Annotated in this window: 19 protein-coding genes; 8 read left to right on the forward strand and 11 right to left on the reverse strand. The window is 31.3% G+C overall.

Annotated features, from left to right (window positions below):
* Positions 1-57 precede the first annotated feature (57 nt).
* The 5 genes from AAYQ05_RS01470 to AAYQ05_RS01490 all read right to left on the reverse strand — a co-directional run bounded on the left by AAYQ05_RS01470 (position 58) and on the right by AAYQ05_RS01490 (position 5620).
* Positions 58-285, reverse strand: coding sequence for an AtpZ/AtpI family protein (locus AAYQ05_RS01470; RefSeq protein WP_125718565.1), 228 nt, complete (start codon positions 283-285; stop codon positions 58-60).
* Positions 263-664, reverse strand: a complete 402-nt coding sequence (locus tag AAYQ05_RS01475) for a bactofilin family protein (RefSeq protein WP_343540681.1) — start codon at positions 662-664, stop codon at positions 263-265. Before AAYQ05_RS01475 ends, AAYQ05_RS01470 begins: the two co-directional genes overlap by 23 nt.
* A 14-nt stretch (positions 665-678) precedes the next feature.
* Positions 679-3291: a type IX secretion system periplasmic lipoprotein PorW/SprE gene (gene porW, locus AAYQ05_RS01480; RefSeq protein WP_343540682.1), complete on the reverse strand. Its 2613-nt coding sequence runs from the start codon at positions 3289-3291 to the stop codon at positions 679-681.
* A gap of 90 nt (positions 3292-3381) precedes the next feature.
* Positions 3382-4077, reverse strand: coding sequence for an ABC transporter ATP-binding protein (locus AAYQ05_RS01485; protein ID WP_343540684.1), 696 nt, complete (start codon positions 4075-4077; stop codon positions 3382-3384).
* Between the two features lie 82 nt (positions 4078-4159).
* A complete protein-coding gene (locus tag AAYQ05_RS01490; RefSeq protein ID WP_343540685.1) occupies positions 4160-5620 on the reverse strand; it encodes a DUF5687 family protein in 1461 nt (486 codons plus the stop codon).
* Between the two features lie 127 nt (positions 5621-5747).
* Between AAYQ05_RS01490 and AAYQ05_RS01495 the strand changes: the two genes are divergently transcribed.
* From AAYQ05_RS01495 to AAYQ05_RS01505, 3 genes are all read left to right on the forward strand, one after another.
* Entirely contained in the window at positions 5748-6800 is a 1053-nt protein-coding gene (locus AAYQ05_RS01495) for a 2Fe-2S iron-sulfur cluster-binding protein (RefSeq protein WP_343540686.1), read from the forward strand.
* Between the two features lie 160 nt (positions 6801-6960).
* Positions 6961-7269, forward strand: a complete 309-nt coding sequence (locus AAYQ05_RS01500) for a hypothetical protein (protein WP_343540687.1) — start codon at positions 6961-6963, stop codon at positions 7267-7269.
* A gap of 139 nt (positions 7270-7408) precedes the next feature.
* Positions 7409-7843 (forward strand): hypothetical protein, encoded by a 435-nt coding sequence (locus tag AAYQ05_RS01505; RefSeq protein WP_343540688.1) that lies wholly within the window; start codon positions 7409-7411, stop codon positions 7841-7843.
* A 195-nt stretch (positions 7844-8038) separates the two neighbouring features.
* On the opposite strand, the gene AAYQ05_RS01510 is transcribed toward AAYQ05_RS01505, so the two are convergent.
* Both AAYQ05_RS01510 and AAYQ05_RS01515 read right to left on the reverse strand, forming a co-directional pair.
* Positions 8039-9049 carry a glycosyltransferase family 9 protein gene (locus AAYQ05_RS01510; RefSeq protein WP_343540689.1) on the reverse strand — a complete coding sequence of 337 codons (1011 nt, stop codon included), beginning with the start codon at positions 9047-9049 and terminating at the stop codon, positions 8039-8041.
* 43 nt (positions 9050-9092) lie between these two features.
* Positions 9093-9698 carry a DUF4254 domain-containing protein gene (locus AAYQ05_RS01515; RefSeq protein WP_177211496.1) on the reverse strand — a complete coding sequence of 202 codons (606 nt, stop codon included), beginning with the start codon at positions 9696-9698 and terminating at the stop codon, positions 9093-9095.
* 111 nt (positions 9699-9809) lie between these two features.
* Here AAYQ05_RS01515 and upp point away from each other — a divergent pair, with 111 nt between their 5' ends.
* Positions 9810-10463, forward strand: a complete 654-nt coding sequence (gene upp / locus AAYQ05_RS01520; protein ID WP_281634382.1) for a uracil phosphoribosyltransferase — start codon at positions 9810-9812, stop codon at positions 10461-10463.
* On the opposite strand, the gene AAYQ05_RS01525 is transcribed toward upp, so the two are convergent.
* Positions 10458-11387, reverse strand: a complete 930-nt coding sequence (locus AAYQ05_RS01525) for a DUF6427 family protein (RefSeq protein ID WP_343540691.1) — start codon at positions 11385-11387, stop codon at positions 10458-10460. The two genes, upp and AAYQ05_RS01525, sit on opposite strands and share 6 nt — an antisense overlap.
* 141 nt (positions 11388-11528) lie before the next feature.
* On the opposite strand from AAYQ05_RS01525, the gene AAYQ05_RS01530 reads away from it, so the two are divergent.
* Complete coding sequence (locus tag AAYQ05_RS01530) at positions 11529-11759, forward strand: DUF6341 family protein (protein WP_029271378.1); 231 nt, start codon at positions 11529-11531, stop codon at positions 11757-11759.
* A gap of 43 nt (positions 11760-11802) precedes the next feature.
* Here the strand turns inward: AAYQ05_RS01530 and purD are convergent, their stop codons facing one another.
* Complete coding sequence (purD, locus tag AAYQ05_RS01535; RefSeq protein WP_281634380.1) at positions 11803-13077, reverse strand: phosphoribosylamine--glycine ligase; 1275 nt, start codon at positions 13075-13077, stop codon at positions 11803-11805.
* 130 nt (positions 13078-13207) lie between these two features.
* Between purD and AAYQ05_RS01540 the strand changes: the two genes are divergently transcribed.
* Genes AAYQ05_RS01540 through AAYQ05_RS01550 form a run of 3 tightly spaced genes read left to right on the forward strand, consistent with a single transcriptional unit; the run spans position 13208 to position 15954 of the window.
* Complete coding sequence (locus AAYQ05_RS01540; RefSeq protein WP_343540695.1) at positions 13208-14077, forward strand: hypothetical protein; 870 nt, start codon at positions 13208-13210, stop codon at positions 14075-14077.
* On the forward strand, positions 14074-15384 hold the full coding sequence (locus tag AAYQ05_RS01545; RefSeq protein ID WP_343540697.1) for a phenylacetate--CoA ligase family protein: 1311 nt from the start codon (positions 14074-14076) through the stop codon (positions 15382-15384). The genes AAYQ05_RS01540 and AAYQ05_RS01545 overlap by 4 nt, the downstream gene beginning before the upstream one ends.
* Before the next feature lie 42 nt (positions 15385-15426).
* Positions 15427-15954 (forward strand): ORF6N domain-containing protein, encoded by a 528-nt coding sequence (locus AAYQ05_RS01550; RefSeq protein WP_343540698.1) that lies wholly within the window; start codon positions 15427-15429, stop codon positions 15952-15954.
* A 42-nt stretch (positions 15955-15996) separates the two neighbouring features.
* Here AAYQ05_RS01550 and AAYQ05_RS01555 read toward each other — a convergent pair whose 3' ends face one another.
* Both AAYQ05_RS01555 and AAYQ05_RS01560 read right to left on the reverse strand, forming a co-directional pair.
* A complete protein-coding gene (locus tag AAYQ05_RS01555) occupies positions 15997-16764 on the reverse strand; it encodes a glycosyltransferase family 2 protein (RefSeq protein WP_343540699.1) in 768 nt (255 codons plus the stop codon).
* A gap of 75 nt (positions 16765-16839) precedes the next feature.
* Entirely contained in the window at positions 16840-17823 is a 984-nt protein-coding gene (locus tag AAYQ05_RS01560; RefSeq protein ID WP_177211503.1) for a UDP-glucuronic acid decarboxylase family protein, read from the reverse strand.
* Positions 17824-17832: the final 9 nt, after the last annotated feature.

Below are 17832 nucleotides of genomic sequence, written 5' to 3' on the forward strand. Positions count from 1 at the left end.
TGAAATAATTTTAGTGCAAAGATGCAATTTTTATCTCAAGCGATTTTTATTTGCAAACTACTTTGTTTTATTGATATCATTTACTTGTCGGATTACATTATACAATGCAACTCCAACACCCACCAGCACAAAAATAGTGTTGTAATAAACTTTTGGACTTGGATGTTTCTCATCGAGCCAAGTTCCGAAATAGGAGAATACAAAAATGATTACTCCCATTTGAAAGGGAATGTTAATAAATGCCAGCCATTTATTTCTCCTATTATTGTTCGGCTCCTTTTCCATCTTCTAGCATGATTACAGGATTTGAATGGGCAAGCATTGTACAGGTTGCTGTGAAGTCAGCTCCTGGTTCTATCGAAAGTTTTCCTACTGCCACTTCTCCGTGTATTTGGGCAGTAGATTTAATATTAAGAGTTTCAAGAACTTTTATTTTACCATGAAATTCTCCTTCTATATCAGCATTGTTACAAATTATTTCTCCTTTAACAGCTCCTTTGGCCCCAATCACGATTTTACCTTGTGAAGTAAAGTTTCCAATCAATTCGCCGTCTAATCTAAAATCGGCTTTCGAGACTATGTCTCCTACTATTGATGTTCCTTCTACAATTCTATTTGTTCTTCCTAATTGTTCAGTTCCATTTTTCTTTACTTTTTCAAACATGGCGGTTAAGATTTTTAAGGGGTTTTGGGGGTCAAATATGCGTCTAAATTCTTTTTGATTTGGACGATTTTGTAATTATCATTTGATATTATTATTGCTTGATCTGGAATTTTATATTTCTTATCTTCTCTGAAAACTCCAGCAATATCATTTGCGTAAGCCTCAGATTTTAAACCATGAATAACTACAAAACTTTCTGTTTTATTGTATTTATCCAAAGATGTTGTCAATCTTTCGTAATTTTCTACTAATAAAAATACTCTTATTGCTTCTTCAATTCTTTTAACTGCTTTTGTATCGCTGTTAGAAATACGATACAATATTTTCCAGTTTTTAGTGTCGGTTGTTGTAAAACTAAGCTTCTCTAAAACAGGAACTTGCTTTTCTAGAATTTCTCTAGCATTTCTACCTTCTTCACTATTAGGGTAATTATCTGCTACGTTTTCAAGTCCTTTCTTATATGCTTCCAATCCATTTACTTTTCCTAAAGTATTAGCTTTTAGCAATTCGTATTTCGATACAATATCATCCCCCGAATATTGGTTGATCAAATTGTCAATATTGGCTAAGACTTCATCGAATTTTTCCTGCTCAAAAAGTTTATACCATTTTTGATATTCTTTGTCGGGACTTGAATTTGGATCTTCTTCTTTATTATTTAAAATATGGGCATATCTCGAATCTGGATATTTCGAAGAAATCTCTGACTTAATAGCTTCTGCTCTTGCTGGATTTGTAATTTGATAAATTTTGTACAAATTATACATAGAAGGCAGCACCAGTTTTTCTTCTGGATTATTTTTAAGTAACTGTTCTAATTTATCACTAGCCAGATTATATTCTTTAAACTTCTCCTTATATATAAGTCCTAATTGATAGTATGAAAAATTACGTTCTTTACCAATACTATCCATAGCCGCTTGCGAAGTTGGAAGTTGTTCTACATAATAGGCTACAGTATATTTTTCAGGAACAATGGTATCTTTCAGTGCGTTGGCAACTTCTTTAGTATTAATAGTATCATTCAAAGCTGCATCGTTTGCAGATCGAACTCCTGCCAATCTCCAATTTCCGCCCAATGTTCTGCTTCCCCACATTTTTCTAAATTGTAGTTTTCCGTAAGCAACCGTTGTTGGGTTATAAAAGTAAAATGTACTTGCATTATCGTTACTGCCTGGAGGCATGCCATTTCCTTCTGGTTCTACTGGTTTACCTAAAGAATTAGGATTAACGGCTCCGTTTCCTGAAAACTCTGCTTGGGAATTTCGATCAATATTGGCTAATCGCTCTTTTTCTTTTTCTTCTAAAAGGCGTTTTGCTTCATCTTTCTTTTTAAGTTCAGCTATATAGTTTTCAAAATAATCTTTCTTTTCGTTCGGCGGTAAATTGTATACCTTAATAATACTATCATTACGTTTTGCAATCGCTTCGTATTTAATTACATCATCAAGATTTTTTCTGTTTTTTTCTATATAAGCGAATTCCCTGGTTTTTGGATCCAGTTTTACCAAAGTACTGTCATAATACTTGGCTGCCATTGAGTAATCTGTATTTTTAAAATACATATTTCCAATATTTCTATATGCAGAAGCCATTAAATATGGATCTTTTGATTTTCTGCCTAATGATTTATTGTAAAATAAAAGTGCGTTTTCCTGATCTTTATTTTTATCAAAGAAAACTCCCATTTCATAAAATAAGATATCATAGTAAGGACGGTTTTCTCGATTTTCTACCAGCTTATTATAAGCTTCAATAAACAAATCCTGATTACCATTTTCATAATCAAACATCTGTGCTTTTTTTGCGTAAGCATGCATCATATACTTACGATCTGCCTTTCTGTTTAAATCAATAACGGCGTCGTAGAAATAAATCGCGCTGTCACGTTTTCCTTCTGCCTGATACATTTGGCCAAGAATAAAACGATATCTTGCTCGTTCTTCGTTACTTTTTGTAAATTGTTCTGCAACCCTAAGTCTAGATACAGCACTGTCTTTTTGCTCCAGATTTAAAAAAGCTTCCGCCAAAAGAGCATTGGCATCTGCATAAGTCTGTTTGTCTAAATCTGTTTTTTTAAGTAAAATTTTAATATTCTTAAGCGCGATTGCATCGTTGCCTAAACGCATATTGGTTTTTTCTCGCCAGATTTTTGCGGTATAAATATTATTGCTTTCTGGATATTTGTATAAAATATAATTGAATGCTTCAATTGCCGGAATAAAACGCTGATCATAATATCTAGCTTTTCCAAGCATAAGGTACGCTTCATCCATCTGCCAGTTTCTTTCCCTCCCGCCAATATTCATGGAGTGTTTTTGAATGGCTTTTGTAGCTTTAGTTTCAGCCTTTTCAAAATCAGGATTTTTTGCCTTTTCACCTTCAGAAAAATTTTCATCAAACTGCATTTTTTCTATTGGCAGCTGTTTCCAAAAATTATCTTCGTTATTGGCCTGAATAGACTTTAAACCTTTATCAAGGCCAATTCCGCCGTTATAAAGGATGTTATATTTTGTCCCAATCGAGTGAGAACTTCGAGCCAAAAAGGTGTTTTTTTTGGTAGAACAAGCTATCAAAAAAAATAAAAAAACGAGAATAAAACTATATTTGAGAGTATTCTTTTTCAATAGAAAAGAGTTTAAAACACATAACTACTAAAAACCAATTTTAGTATAATCACTTGTAAAAATACGCTTCTTTTTGAAATATAGAAATTCTTACACAGCAAAAAATAATTCTAATTCTTGTAAGGTCTCTTTTGAGGTCTGAATGTCTTTGACTATCTCGCCTTTATTAAGGGCAACAATTCTATCGCAAACCTCTACAGTGTGCTGTAAATCATGGCTTGAAACCAAAACTGTTACATTCGGATTATCGGCTAATTCTCTAATTATTTTTTTTAATCGGCTAACTGTTGTTGGATCCAAATTTGCAAACGGCTCGTCTAAAATTACAACTTCTGGGTTTCCGATAAGCGTTGCAATGATTCCTACTTTTTTCTGATTTCCTTTAGACAAATCACGAAGATATTTTTTGTTCTTTAAAATTTCACCGTTAAAAAACTCTTCATGTTTCACCAACAATGCATCAATATCTGCTTTGTTCTGATTTCTTAAATCTCCAATAAAATAGAAATATTCTTCTGGCGTTAAATAGCCAATAAGGAAATTTTCATCTAAAAAAGAACCTGTAAACGATTTCCAGTTTTCACTTGTATTCACTTGAATATCATTACTTTTTATATATCCAGTAGAAGGCTGAATAAGATCTAGAAGTAAGCTGAAGAAAGTTGTTTTTCCTGCTCCATTATTTCCTACCAAACCAAAACTTTGTCCTTTAGGAATTTCTAAATTGCTAATGTTTAAAACTGTTGTTCCGTTATATATTTTTGAAAGCTGATTTACTTGTATCATAATAATTTTTAGATTGTTGATTTCAGATTTTAGATTTAAAATAGAGATAATTATCTCATTTTCTAATTGGTAAATTATCTAATTAACCCTTTTGTTTATAAGCACTTATTGTACTGTACTTTTCTATTTTATATCTCTTTTCGATTATTGAAAATACTTTTTCTTTAAGTATAAAACCCAAGATACCAGCTCCTGCAACCAAGCTCAATGCTACAGTCTTATTTCCATAATGTAATCCAAGCCAATATAATAGCAATGGTAAAAAAACTTTAGGAAGCGAAAGGAGCATTGCATTTACGTTAAATGCTTTTTTATCTCCAAAAGCACCGCCAACACTACTTAAATCAATAGGCGTTTTTGTAAATGCACCTCCTAAAAGTACTAAATGTGAGTTTACACCAATATTATAGATTGCTCCAATTATAATAGTTAAGTAAGATTCCCATCCAAAAAGGAGATAAAAAGAAGCCAGTATAGTCGAGATAAAAGTTGCAATAACAATAAGCCACCATTTGGCTGTAATATAACCTCTATACGGAACATTTTGTGTCATCATTAATTGATAATACGAACTATCCCAGCTTGGAACAAATTGCCCAAAAACAAACAGAAATCCTCCTGAAACAAATATTCCTGCAAAGATTTGCATGGCCTGTGGCTGGTGTGTATTTCCAAAAAAAATCAATCCATAGAATAAAAATATCACGCTCATTACAATAGTGGTTTTGGATCTTTTATTTCTTTTAATGAGTTTGATATCGTTTTTAAGAAAAGTCCCTAAAGTCCCAAACTGATTTAGCCAAGAAAGATTTTCTGTAGAAGCTTCATCTTGTTTTACAGAAAGCCCAGCATCAAGATATAAATTTCTTTCGAAGTATTTAAAAGTAAAAATATGCAATACAATTAATACTAGGACAGGAATCAAAAATAGGCCGTCTATGTCGTAAAAACTTTGAAAAAATGGAGTCGTAAATAAGGTAATATTAAATAATTGATAATACTGCGCCAATCCTAAAGCCACAATAAGTACCAAAAACAAAGTAAATAGTTTGTCAATATTGCTTAAAATAATATTTAGAAAATTGTTGATGTAGATTATTGACATTACTCCCAAATGCCAAAAAATAATTTGAACAACATCGTATCCGTTTAAAATTAAGACAACTGTAAACGGAATAAAAAATAATGCATGTATCCAGTTAAAGAAAGATAAAATCGTTTTGCCTAAAGAAAAATGAACTATCGTTGTTTTTTTTAAAGGAAGAACCAATAATGGCTTAATATTCAGAACTGGAATTGACTGCAATAGCAACCTAATTACTAAATCGGATAAAAAATAGTAAATCAGAAATTTGTTTACGGTTACCAATGGTTCCAATTTCATTTCTTTGAGCAAATAAAATGCTCCAACTCCCATACTAATAAAAATTAATGAAAAATAGATCATTAAAAAACCTATTATAATTTTCATTGTCAGATTTTTACCGAAAGATGCCGATCTAATAAAAGCTTTCCATTCGAGATAAATAAACTTCTTAATCATGGTTTATGGTTTAGTATTTTTGTAGTAAGAGACCAAATGTAGGAAAACGTTACAAAAAAAGTTAAAAAAAATAATTTCGTGCTAAAATTTTAATAGTGGTTTGCTACTTTTGCATAAAAATTCTATCATGCCTTCATTCTTAAAACTTATTATTAAAGAGGTTAAAAGAGAAACTGCAGATGCTGTTTCTATTCTTTTTAATGTTCCTGAAGAACTAAAATCTGACTATAAATTTATAGCTGGTCAATATATCAACTTAAAATTAACTCTTGATAACCAAGAAATTAGACGTGCTTATTCTATTTGCTCTGCACCTGATAGCGGCGAATTAAGAATTGCTGTAAAGGCTGTAAAAAATGGTCTTTTTTCTCAGTTTGCTAATACAAAACTGAAAGCAGGAGATGTTCTTGAAGTAGGTCAGCCAGAAGGTAAATTTACTTTTGAACCTGATGCCGAAAGACAAAAAAATTATGTAGCATTTGCTGCAGGAAGCGGAATTACTCCTGTTCTTTCTATCATAAAATCTGTTCTTAAAAATGAACCTAAGAGTTCATTTGTATTGGTTTACGGAAACAAAACTCCTGAAAGTACAATCTTTCATCAAGAACTTCATGATCTGCAATTACAATATGTAGGCAGATTTTTTGTGCATTATGTATACAGCCAAGCAAAAGCTGAAAATGCTTTATTTGGAAGAATTGAAAAATCGGCTGTAAATTATGTTTTAAACAACAAACACAAAGAACTTCAATTTGATAAGTTTTTCCTTTGCGGACCAGAAGAAATGATTAATACTGTTTCTAATGTTTTGAAAGAGAAAAATGTAAAAGAGTCTGCTATCAAATTTGAATTATTTACCTCTTCTTCTGAAGAACATGCAATTCAAGGTTCTCAAGAAGGGCATACAAAAATTACTGTTTTGGTAGACGATGAGGAAACTACTTTCGAAATGTCTAAAAAACAAACTATTCTTGATGCAGCTCTAAAACAAGGTGTTGATGCTCCTTATTCTTGCCAAGGCGGAATTTGCAGCAGCTGTCTAGGGCGTGTTACCGCAGGAAGTGCGGAAATGACGAAAAATTCTATTTTAACAGATAGTGAAATTGCTGAAGGTTTAATTTTAACTTGCCAAGCACACCCAACATCAGAAACTATCTATGTTGATTACGACGACGTCTAGTCTTATCAAACTCCAATATCAAAAATTCCAAATTCCAATCTTTCAATTGGGATTTGGAATTTTTTTGTTTAATTGCGTTTCTACTCTTTGTCAAAGTTTAAAACTTTGACAAAGATGTAACTTGGAATTTGGAATTTAAAAAATTGAAAATTAATTGTTTATGAAATCGGTACGAGAAATTTTTAGAAACAAAGAATATCTTCTAGATGAACCAGAAGTTATTAAGCTAGTTGATTATTGTGAAGAACTTCAGGATGATATTGTTGAACTTAAATTTCAAAAAACCGACAATAAAGAACTTGCTTTACTCGACATGATCAAAGAAGTTATAAAAGGATGTGATGCCATTGAAAGAGAACAAATGGAACATGAACGTTACGGTTATGATGCGCCAAATTACCAAGAAACCATTGCAAATCTAAAAAGTTATATCTACCGTCGCTGTCGCGATGAGAAGATTTGGCTCTAATTGAAATAAAAGCAAAATTTTATCAAAATATTGCCAAATTTTCATTAAATTAGAGGTATAATTATGGCAATCTCAATCTCGTGGTTTGAGTATTTTCAGAGCTAAATCAAATTTGTCAAACATTTAAACATGAAATATCATGACAGCTCACGTACAACACTTTCATCTATATCTATTTATTATGCTGGTTGTAACTGCTTCGCTATGCGTTCTGGCAGTTATTATAAAAATGAAAAACAAAAAAGGTCCAAAGTTGCTTGAAAGAGAAAAATACAATTCAACCTTGACCGAAAAAATGGTAGAAGTTAAAAAGACCGATTCGAATATTTTTAATATCTGGCCTTATGTAAGCAAACTTAAATCGGCTAAAGTCTTATCTAAAAAAATTAAAGATCACGACTTAATTTATAAAATTTATAGAGATCCATCCAATAAATTTGAACATATTCTATTGTCAACCGAAGACAAAAATAATTTTGTCTCCATCATAGTAAACAAAAAAAGAAGAAAAACGATAGGATATTCTTTCCTAGATTCTAATGAAAGATATGATTTAAGCAAAAATATTGCTTAAAATATTGTTCATAACAAATACCGTATCGAGGTAAAACATTTATAGAATCACAATAAAACAAAAGAAAAAAGCTCCAGCGGAGCGACATGTTTTTTTATAATATGTCGCTCCGCTGGAGCTTTTACTTTGTGGATACATTCTTTGCTATAAATATTTTGCTTCTCCGAAGCTACAAAAAAGCTCTTTTTTAGTCTTTTATGAAAGCTGCTCTACAACTTTGTCAACAACCCTTTGCGGTAAAATTGTCCTCATCGCATTTTCATATCCATCAACAACTTTATTGCCATAAACTGACGTTGGTAATTTTGGATATTGATTTCGGTCTGAAGTCAATGCATTTTCTAAACTTTGATTGAATGGCAAAAATCCAGCGTATGGATGCGTCGCACCCCAAAGCGTGATAACTTTTACACCCAACATTGCTGCAATATGTGCGTTTCCAGAATCCATGGAAAGCATTACATCAAGATTGCTTATTAATTGTAACTCTTGCTGAAATTTAATTTTTCCAGCCATATTAATTACATTTTCAAAAGATTCTGAGAGTGAATCTAAAATTTCAATTTCTTTCTTTCCTCCTCCAAAAAGTAAAATTTTGTACGCTGAGTTTTCGGCCAATTTTGCGATTACTTCCTTCATTAAATCTAAAGGATAAACTTTAGAATCGTACTGAGCAAAAGGCGCAATTCCAATAAGTTTTTGATTTTCATTTCCGATAATTTGCAAAATATCAGAACCTAAAACTGCTTTTTCAGGAAATATTGGTTTCGATAAATCCAAAGGAAAACCTAATTCTTCAAACACTTTTACATGTCTTTCAAACATGGTTGGCAATTGTTTGAAAATTTTGTTTTCTTCTCGCGTCAATTCTTTTTTTCCTTCGCGTCCTTTATCTACAGTTGCTCTTTTTTTTCCGCTTAAAGCGAAAAGCAAACTCACAATCTTAGATCGTAAAACATTGTGAAGATCGGCAAAAGCATCGATTTTCAATTTTTTCACATCTTTATACAAGCGTATAAGACCTAAAAAACCTTTGTTTCTTTCCTTTTCATCAAAAGCAAAAAATTCAAGATTCGGAATTCCGTCAAAAAAAGGTTTGAAAAATGGACGAGAAATAACGGTTAGTTTTACCGTTGGATATTGTTTTACAAAAGCTCGTAAAACAGGAACCGTCATGGCGACATCTCCCATTGCGGATAGTCTCATGACGGCTATATGCTTAATTTTGCTAGACAAGTCTGCCAAATTATTATTTTTTATTTTGATATAAAATAGGATTCAATTCATCGTCGTTGTACATTTTCATTTGTTTGTACACTTTCATGAATTTGTCTCCATTTTCAATGTCGGTCAATAAATCATCGATTGCAGTTGATAAATCACTTCTTTGTTCTAAAAGTACATTTAACTTTTCTTGACATTTATCTCTGTGTTCTTGAGAAGCTTCTGCACGATTTGCTTCTTCATGCATATGATAAATTTTTAAAGCCAAAATTGACAATCTGTCAAAAGCCCAAGCTGGACTTTCAGAATTAATTTTTGCTCCATCTTTTACTTTTACATCTCTGTATTTTTGCAAAAAATAACTATCTATATATTCCACCATATCAGTACGTTCCTGATTTGATGCATCAATTCTTCTTTTTAAAGTCAATGCTGCAACTGGATCAATTTGTGGGTCACGAATAATATCTTCAAAATGCCATTGAACGGTGTCAATCCAATTTTTTAAATATAACAAATGCTCGAACTTATCTTTTGGATAAGGATTATTGATCGGCTGATCTACATTATCAAATTGGTGATAATCTTTGATGCTTTGCTCGAAAACAGAATATGCTAATTTTGAAAACATGTTTTTATTTTTTTTATAAAACAAAGATACTTTTTATACTTTTATACTTTGAAAAAAAACATCAATTTTTCAATTATTCTTAAAAAACAATTGCTCTTCTAAAAAAATAGTATGAAAATCCATTATATCTCTGAGAACAACAGCGTATTAAATCATTTTTTAGGCCAGATCCGAAATGTAAATGTTCAAAATGACAGCATGCGTTTTCGTAGAAATATTGAACGCATTGGAGAAATTATGGCTTATGAACTAAGCAAAATTTTACCTTATAAAAATGTAGATATTCAAACCCCACTTGGAATCAAAAAAACAACCGAAATTGACACTGACTTAGTGCTATGTCCTATTCTACGGGCTGGATTACCATTACACAATGGTTTTTTAAATTATTTTGATCATGCCGAAAACAGTTTTGTTTCTGCCTGCAGATTTCACCCAAACAATGATGATGAATTTGAAATTCGAGTTGAATATCAGGCAATTTCAGACTTAAACAATAAAACTGTCTTGCTTCTCGACCCAATGCTGGCTACAGGGCAATCAATTGTAGCTGTTCATAAAAAACTAATCGAGAATGCTTCTCCAACAGAACTGCACATTATCGTTGTTATCGCTGCTCCAGAAGGAATAGCCTATCTTGAGGAAAATCTTCCTGAAAACTGTCATTTATGGGTAGCTTCTCTAGACGAAAAACTAAATGAGAAAAACTACATTGTTCCTGGCCTTGGCGATGCTGGCGATCTTGCTTACGGAAGTAAATTATAATTGAGAGAAAAACGTAAATAAACTACACACAATCAGCGTGTAATAAACAATTTCGTTATTCAGTTTCTGCTGCATATATTCTATATGACTTGTTGCCATAACGGTTAACGGAGCAATACTGAACAATAATAAATCGTTACTTTTATTTGGTGAAACGATGTAAACAAAAGCCGCTATAAAAAAGCAAGCTACAATTTTCTTATACGAAGAATGTACAATTTGCGGTCTGTTTGACAATGTCATTAACATCGAAGTAACAAAAAACAAAGCTACAGCGGTATATATTGAAAGTGCTGCATTTTCATAATTATTCTTAAAATAATCAATTCTAAAATCGATAACAGCTCTTTCCTGAATGAAGGCTACAGCATCAAAATTGAAAATTAATGATGTCATGTAAAATAAAATCGCAACGGCCAAAAATGCTATAAATGGAAGAACCCAGTTTCTATAATCTCTTGAAACGTGAAAAATAATGGATATATAAACCAATATTAAGAAGAGAACGCTCCAAAATTGAAATAAAGAAGCTACAAAAATCCAAAATGCAGCATCAAATATTTTTTCTTTTGATGCTTTCAGAGATTGCAGCGAAATCAATCTTCGAAGTGCCAATAAAATAAAAAAATTGGCATAGATAACATTTGAATCATTAAATATTGTTGGAAAAAATAAAATAAACAATAAATAAAAAAGTATCGCGTAACCATTGTCTTTACTGAGTCCGTTCTTTTTTACAATGAAATTAATCATAAAAAAAGAAGCCAAAATAAAGCATACCAAACTCACTTTTTGAAAAGCCAAAAAATAAGAAGTAACCCAAGAAGGGTCTTTAATTTGGAACATAAAAAAGAAAACCAGTATTAAAATTACAACCAATGAATAATTTAATGGCGTAGATTTTTTAAAAACACTTGTTATCATAAGGATATTTTATACTTTTGTGATTGTAAAGATAATACTTGTTTGAAAGGAAAACAGAACAAGTTGAAAAAAGATTCGTTTAAAAGAATTTTATCTTCAAAGCATTACACAACAATAAATAACATATAATTTTAAAGAATTATGACAGCTTTTTTTGAAGGAATACAATACTTATTCGTTAACATTTTGTTTGCTCCTCTTGACTTTTTACGTCGTTTGGAATTAATTACATGGTTTGGTGCAAACACTATTAACTGGATTTTCATGATCATCTGTGCATGCGCAATCGTTTATTGGATTAAACAATTACGTATTTTTGATGACGCTGGAACAGAAAACCAAGATACAACGGCTCATTCATTTTTAAAATAAAAAATCAAACCCTTTAATTAAAAAGGGCTTGTGAATTTTATTTTTAGATTAAATCAAAACCGATATCTTTTCTAAAATACATCTTATCAAAGCTTAGTTTATCTATGTTTTGATAAGATTTTTTTATGGCCTCTTGGAAATTGTCTCCATAAGATGTTACAGCAATTACACGTCCTCCATTAGTAACGACATTTTCGTTATCCAATTTTGTTCCTGCGTGAAAAACTATCGAATCTGTCACATTTTCTAATCCAGAAATTACTTTTCCTTTTTCAAAATCCTCAGGATATCCGCCAGAAACGACCATTACAGTTGTTGCACTTCTTGGATCAACTTCTAAATTAAAGTCTCCTAATTTCTGATCTGCAACAGACAAAAACAATTCAACTAAATCAGATTTTAATCTCGGAACCACAACTTCAGTTTCAGGATCTCCCATTCTCACATTGTATTCAATAACAATTGGCTCTCCTTTTACATTGATTAAACCAATGAACACAAATCCCTTGTATTCAATTCCATCTTTCTGAAAACCTTCGATAGTTGGTTTTACAATGCGCGTTTCGATTTTTTCCATCAAAACAGCATCAACATAAGGAACTGGAGAAACCGCTCCCATTCCACCTGTATTTAAACCAGTATCGCCTTCGCCAATTCGTTTGTAATCTTTAGCTGTTGGAAGAATTTTATAGCTTTTCCCATCAGTTAAAACGAAACAGCTTAATTCGATTCCGTCCAAAAATTCTTCAATAACCACTTTTGCACTTGCTGTTCCAAATTTAGCATGAACCAGCATATTGCGTAATTCTGTTTTTGCTTCTTCAAGATCTTGAATAATCAAAACACCTTTTCCAGCCGCTAATCCATCTGCTTTTAAAACGAAAGGAGGCTGTAAGGTTTCAAGGAATTTACATCCTTCTTCGACTGTTTCAGCAGTAAAACTGTCATAGGCTGCAGTTGGAATATTATGTTTCATCAAGAATTCTTTTGCAAATTCTTTACTTCCCTCTAATTGTGCACCTAATTTTGATGGTCCAATAACTGGGATATTTTTTAAACTTTCGTCGTTTTTAAAATAATCATAAATACCTTTTACTAACGGATCTTCTGGCCCTACGACTACTAAACTTATATTTTCTTTAAGTACTAATGCTTTTACAGCTTCAAAATCAGTTGCAGATATTGCAACGTTTTCAGCGATTGCAGCAGTTCCTGCATTTCCAGGCACTACAAAAAGTTTTTCGCAAAGCGGACTTTGAGTCATTTTCCATGCAAATGCATGCTCTCTTCCGCCTGATCCCAATAGTAAAATTGTCATGGTGTTGTTATATTTAGTTGTGGTGCAAAAATAATTGCTTTTGAACGTAAAAAATAATTAAATCTCTAAAAAGTTGTTGGTTCTATACTGTTACTAATTCCTAAACATTATTTTTGACAAAAATCTGACGATGAAGCATTACGTAAAAACATATATTTTCAAGGCTCTTAGTACTCTTCCACATTCGCTGGGTTCAAAAATCTATCATCAATTACAAAATGTATCTGAAAATAAAAATATTGAAGGAAAATTAAAAAGTACAGAAAACACGCTAAATTCTTTAGATTCAATTTTTTCAAATTTAAAAATTGATCCGCAAAACAAATCTGCAATTGAAATAGGATCAGGATGGTTACCAATATCACCATATATTCTAATTCACAAGTATAAACTAAAAAACGTCTACACTTTTGATATAAACAAGCATTATCAAACAAAAAATATACTGAGGTTTAATTCTTTATTTTCAAAAATATATAATTGCGATATAACTGTAAGCAATAATCAATATTCGTTACCTGAAAATGTTCATTATTTTCCATTTCAAAATATAATAGATGCCGAAATTCCTAAAGCAGATATTGTTTTTTCAAGATTTGTTCTAGAGCACGTAACTCCTATGGATATAAAAGAAATGCATAAAAAATTTAAGAACTCTTTACCAAAAGGATCTTATATTGTACATTTTATTTCTCCAAGTGATCACAGGGCATATTCTGATAAATCTTTGTCTCTTCAAGAATTTTTGAAATATAGTTCTGAAGAATGGAATAGTATCCAAACAAGATTTGATTATCATAATAGATTAAGGCTTCCTCAATATCTAGATATTTTCAATTCTTTAGATTTAGAAATTGTTTATATTTCTCATGACAATCCAATGCCAAACTCTCCTCAAGAACAAAAATTTAAAAGTTTAAAATTACATGAAGATTTCTTGAAATATTCAGAAAAAGAGTTGACGGCCGGAAGTATAAATATTGTTTTAAAAATATCATGATTCACCTTTTTGATCTTTCACTAAAATTAAATGGTTTTCCTATAAAGAAAGCAAAAAGCGAATTGTGTGAAATTGTTCGTTTTTCTGAAGAAGAATACGTCACATTTCTTGAAAATAAAAAGAAAGAAATTGTTGATTTTCATTTAAATAACAATTCTTTTTATTGCGATTTGGTGGAAAACAAAAAGATTAAAAATTGGAATGATCTTCCTGTCTTAAATAAGCAAAATCTTCAAAAAACACTCGAAGAAAGGCTTTCTAAAGGTTATTCAAAAAAAAACATTTACCTCAACAAAACATCGGGATCAAGCGGAACTCCTTTTGTTTTTGCTAAAGATAAATATTGCCATGCCTTGACTTGGGCTTCGAATATTATGCGCTTTGGTTGGTTCGGAATCGATTTTAATCATTCCTATCAAGCACGTTTTTACGGAATTCCAATGGATCTTATTGGTTATCAAAAAGAGCGTCTCAAAGACTTTTTAACACATCGTTATCGTTTTCCTGTTTTTGATTTGTCTGATGATGTTTTAGAAAAATTTCTACAGAAATTCAGAATTAAAAAATTTGATTATATCAATGGTTACACGAGTTCGATTGTTTTATTTGCTAAATATTTAGCACAGAAAAACATCATTTTAAAAGAAGTCTGTCCAACTTTAAAAGCTTGTTTTGTTACGTCAGAAATGCTTTTTGAAATGGATAAAAAATTACTAGAAAAACAATTCGGAATTCCAATTATTAGTGAATACGGCGCATCTGAATTGGATTTAATTGCTTTTGAAAACCCTCAAGGAGAATGGCAAATAAATTCAGAAACCCTCTTTGTAGAAATTTTAGACGAGAACAACAATCCTCTTCCACATGGAACGGAAGGAAAAATTGTAATTACTTCGCTCTTCAATAAAGCAACCCCTTTTATAAGATATGAAATTGGTGACATTGGAATTCTGGACGAAAAAAGTACTCCTCAAAAACCAATTTTAAAAAAACTAATTGGCCGAACAAATGATCTTGCGATTTTACCAAGCGGAAAAAAATCACCAGGTTTGACATTTTATTATGTAACCAAAAGCATAATTGAAGACGATGGAAACGTAAAAGAATTCATTATCAAACAAACCAAAATTGATACTTTTGAAATTGAATATATTGCTGAAAAAGAATTAGTTTCAGAACAAATTCAAAAAATAAAAGAAGCTATCGATTTGTATTTAGAACCCAATTTAAACTTCACTTTTACTAGAAAAACGGTTTTAGAAAGAACCAACCGCGGGAAACTAAAACAGTTTAAATCGTATTTATAAATATAAATAAAACCTTACATTTGTTTTTCTAATTAAAAACTTATGGAAGAGCAATCTTTACTTTCTGAAGAAACAATTTCAAATAAAATATATTTTATCCGCGGTCAAAAAGTGATGCTTGATCGTGATTTGGCAATTCTGTATGGAATAGAAACTAAAGTTCTTAAACAATCTGTAAAAAGGAATTTGTCTAGATTTCCCGAAGATTTCATGTTTGAACTAGATAAATCAGAATTTGAGAATTGGAGGTCACAATTTGTGACCTCCAATTCTGATAAGATTGGTTTGCGATATGCACCAATGGCTTTTACTGAACATGGCGTTATGATGCTTTCAAGCATTTTAAAAAGCGACAAAGCAATTCAAACCAATATTCAAATTATGAGGATTTTTACGAAAGTGAGACAAATGCTTTTGGATACAACCGAAATTAAAGTTGATATTCTTCAGATTCAGAAGAAGTTAGAAAATCACGATAAAAATATTGAATTGGTCTTTTCTTATTTAGATGAATTGACTGAAAAAAAAGAAAATGAATCTGAAAGAGTAAAGATTGGCTATAAAAAATAATTCTTTAAGGTCACAAATTGTGACCTTGAAAAAAGTTAAATCTTAAGATTTATTAATATACTTTGGTTTGATTATCAACTGAGTAAACAAAAACCTCATCATCAACAAAATAGAAAAAACGAGATTGTATCCGTGAAATTCTCTGTAAACACCAAAATTGTGTTTAATCAATTTAAATTTGGATGAAGAAACAGAATCTTTTCTAATTCTATAAAATGCCAAAGGTTCTGGAACTGGTTTGGCTATTTTAATTTCTTTTAAAATCGTAAGCCATATTCTCCAATCTTGGCGTTTTTGTGAAGTTTCAAGAATAATTTTTCCGAAATAATCGACATCATAAATAGCCGTCAAATTACCTACATAATTACAGAAAAATAATTCTTTATAAGTTAATGGATTTGGAGACTCAACCCTTCTATTCAAATTATTTCCCTCTTCATCGATAGAATCATAATAACTAAAAGTAAAGTACAAATTATTTGCTTTTAAAAATTGTATTTGCTTTTCTAATTTAGTAGGAAACCATAAATCATCAGCATCTAAATAGGCGATATATTTTCCTGTAGCTTTCTCTAAAGCTGCATTTCTAGCAAAACCATTTCCTCTATTTTCTGATAATTTAAAAAGTTTAACACGGCTGTCTTGCACAGCAAAAACTTCAATTATTAAAGGCGTATTATCTGTTGAAGCATCATCGACCAAAATCATCTCCCAGTTTGCATAAGTTTGATTTTGAACTGACTCAATTGTCGATTTAATGAACTTTTCGGTATTATATGTTGGTACAATAATAGAAACTAATTCGTTCATTGATGCTAATTGTTTTTGGGGAAGTTTATTTAAAAAATAGCCCGAATTTAATTAAAATTCGAGCTATGCTTAGTATTATTTAATATAACTTGAAAAATCTTTGTGTTCTTCTTTAGCCAATTCTTCAGGAGATAATGATTTGAAATACTCATAAGTTATTTTCATTCCTTCTGCTCTGTTAACTTTTGCTTCCCAGCCTAATAACTCTTTTGCCTTTGTTGTGTCTGGCTGACGCTGTAACGGATCGTTTATCGGCAGTGGATGATACACCACTTTCTGGTTCGTTCCTGTCAGTTTTATAATTTCTTCTGCAAAATCTTTAATAGTGATTTCATCTGGATTTCCAATATTTACTGGATAAACGTAATCTGAATGCAATAATCTGTAAATACCTTCAACTTGATCGTCTACATAACAGAACGAACGCGTCTGCATTCCGTCACCAAAAATCGTTAAATCTTCTCCACGCAAAGCTTGTCCAATAAAAGCAGGAATTACACGTCCGTCGTTCAGTCGCATTCTTGGTCCGTATGTATTAAAAATACGTACAATTCTGGTCTCTACTCCGTGAAACGTATGATATGCCATTGTAATTGATTCCTGAAAACGTTTTGCTTCATCATAAACGCCTCGAGGACCAATTGTATTTACGTTTCCGTAATATTCTTCTGTCTGAGGATGAACCAACGGATCTCCATAAACTTCTGAAGTAGACGCAATCAAAATCCTTGCTTTTTTTACTCTTGCCAATCCTAATAAATTGTGTGTTCCCAAAGATCCTACCTTAAGAGTTTGAATCGGAATTTTTAAATAATCAATCGGACTTGCTGGCGAAGCAAAATGCAATATATAATCTAAATCGCCTGGAACATGAACAAATTTGGTGATATCATGATGATAAAACTCAAAGTTTTCTAATTTGAATAAATGTTCAATATTTTTAAGATCTCCCGTAATCAGATTATCCATTCCGATTACAAAGTAACCTTCTTTGATAAATCTGTCACATAAGTGTGATCCTAAAAATCCTGCCGCTCCAGTGATAAGTATTCTTTTCATGATAAATTT

Origin of the sequence: Flavobacterium movens (genome assembly GCF_039581425.1) — a bacterium.
Lineage (GTDB): Bacteria > Bacteroidota > Bacteroidia > Flavobacteriales > Flavobacteriaceae > Flavobacterium > Flavobacterium luteolum.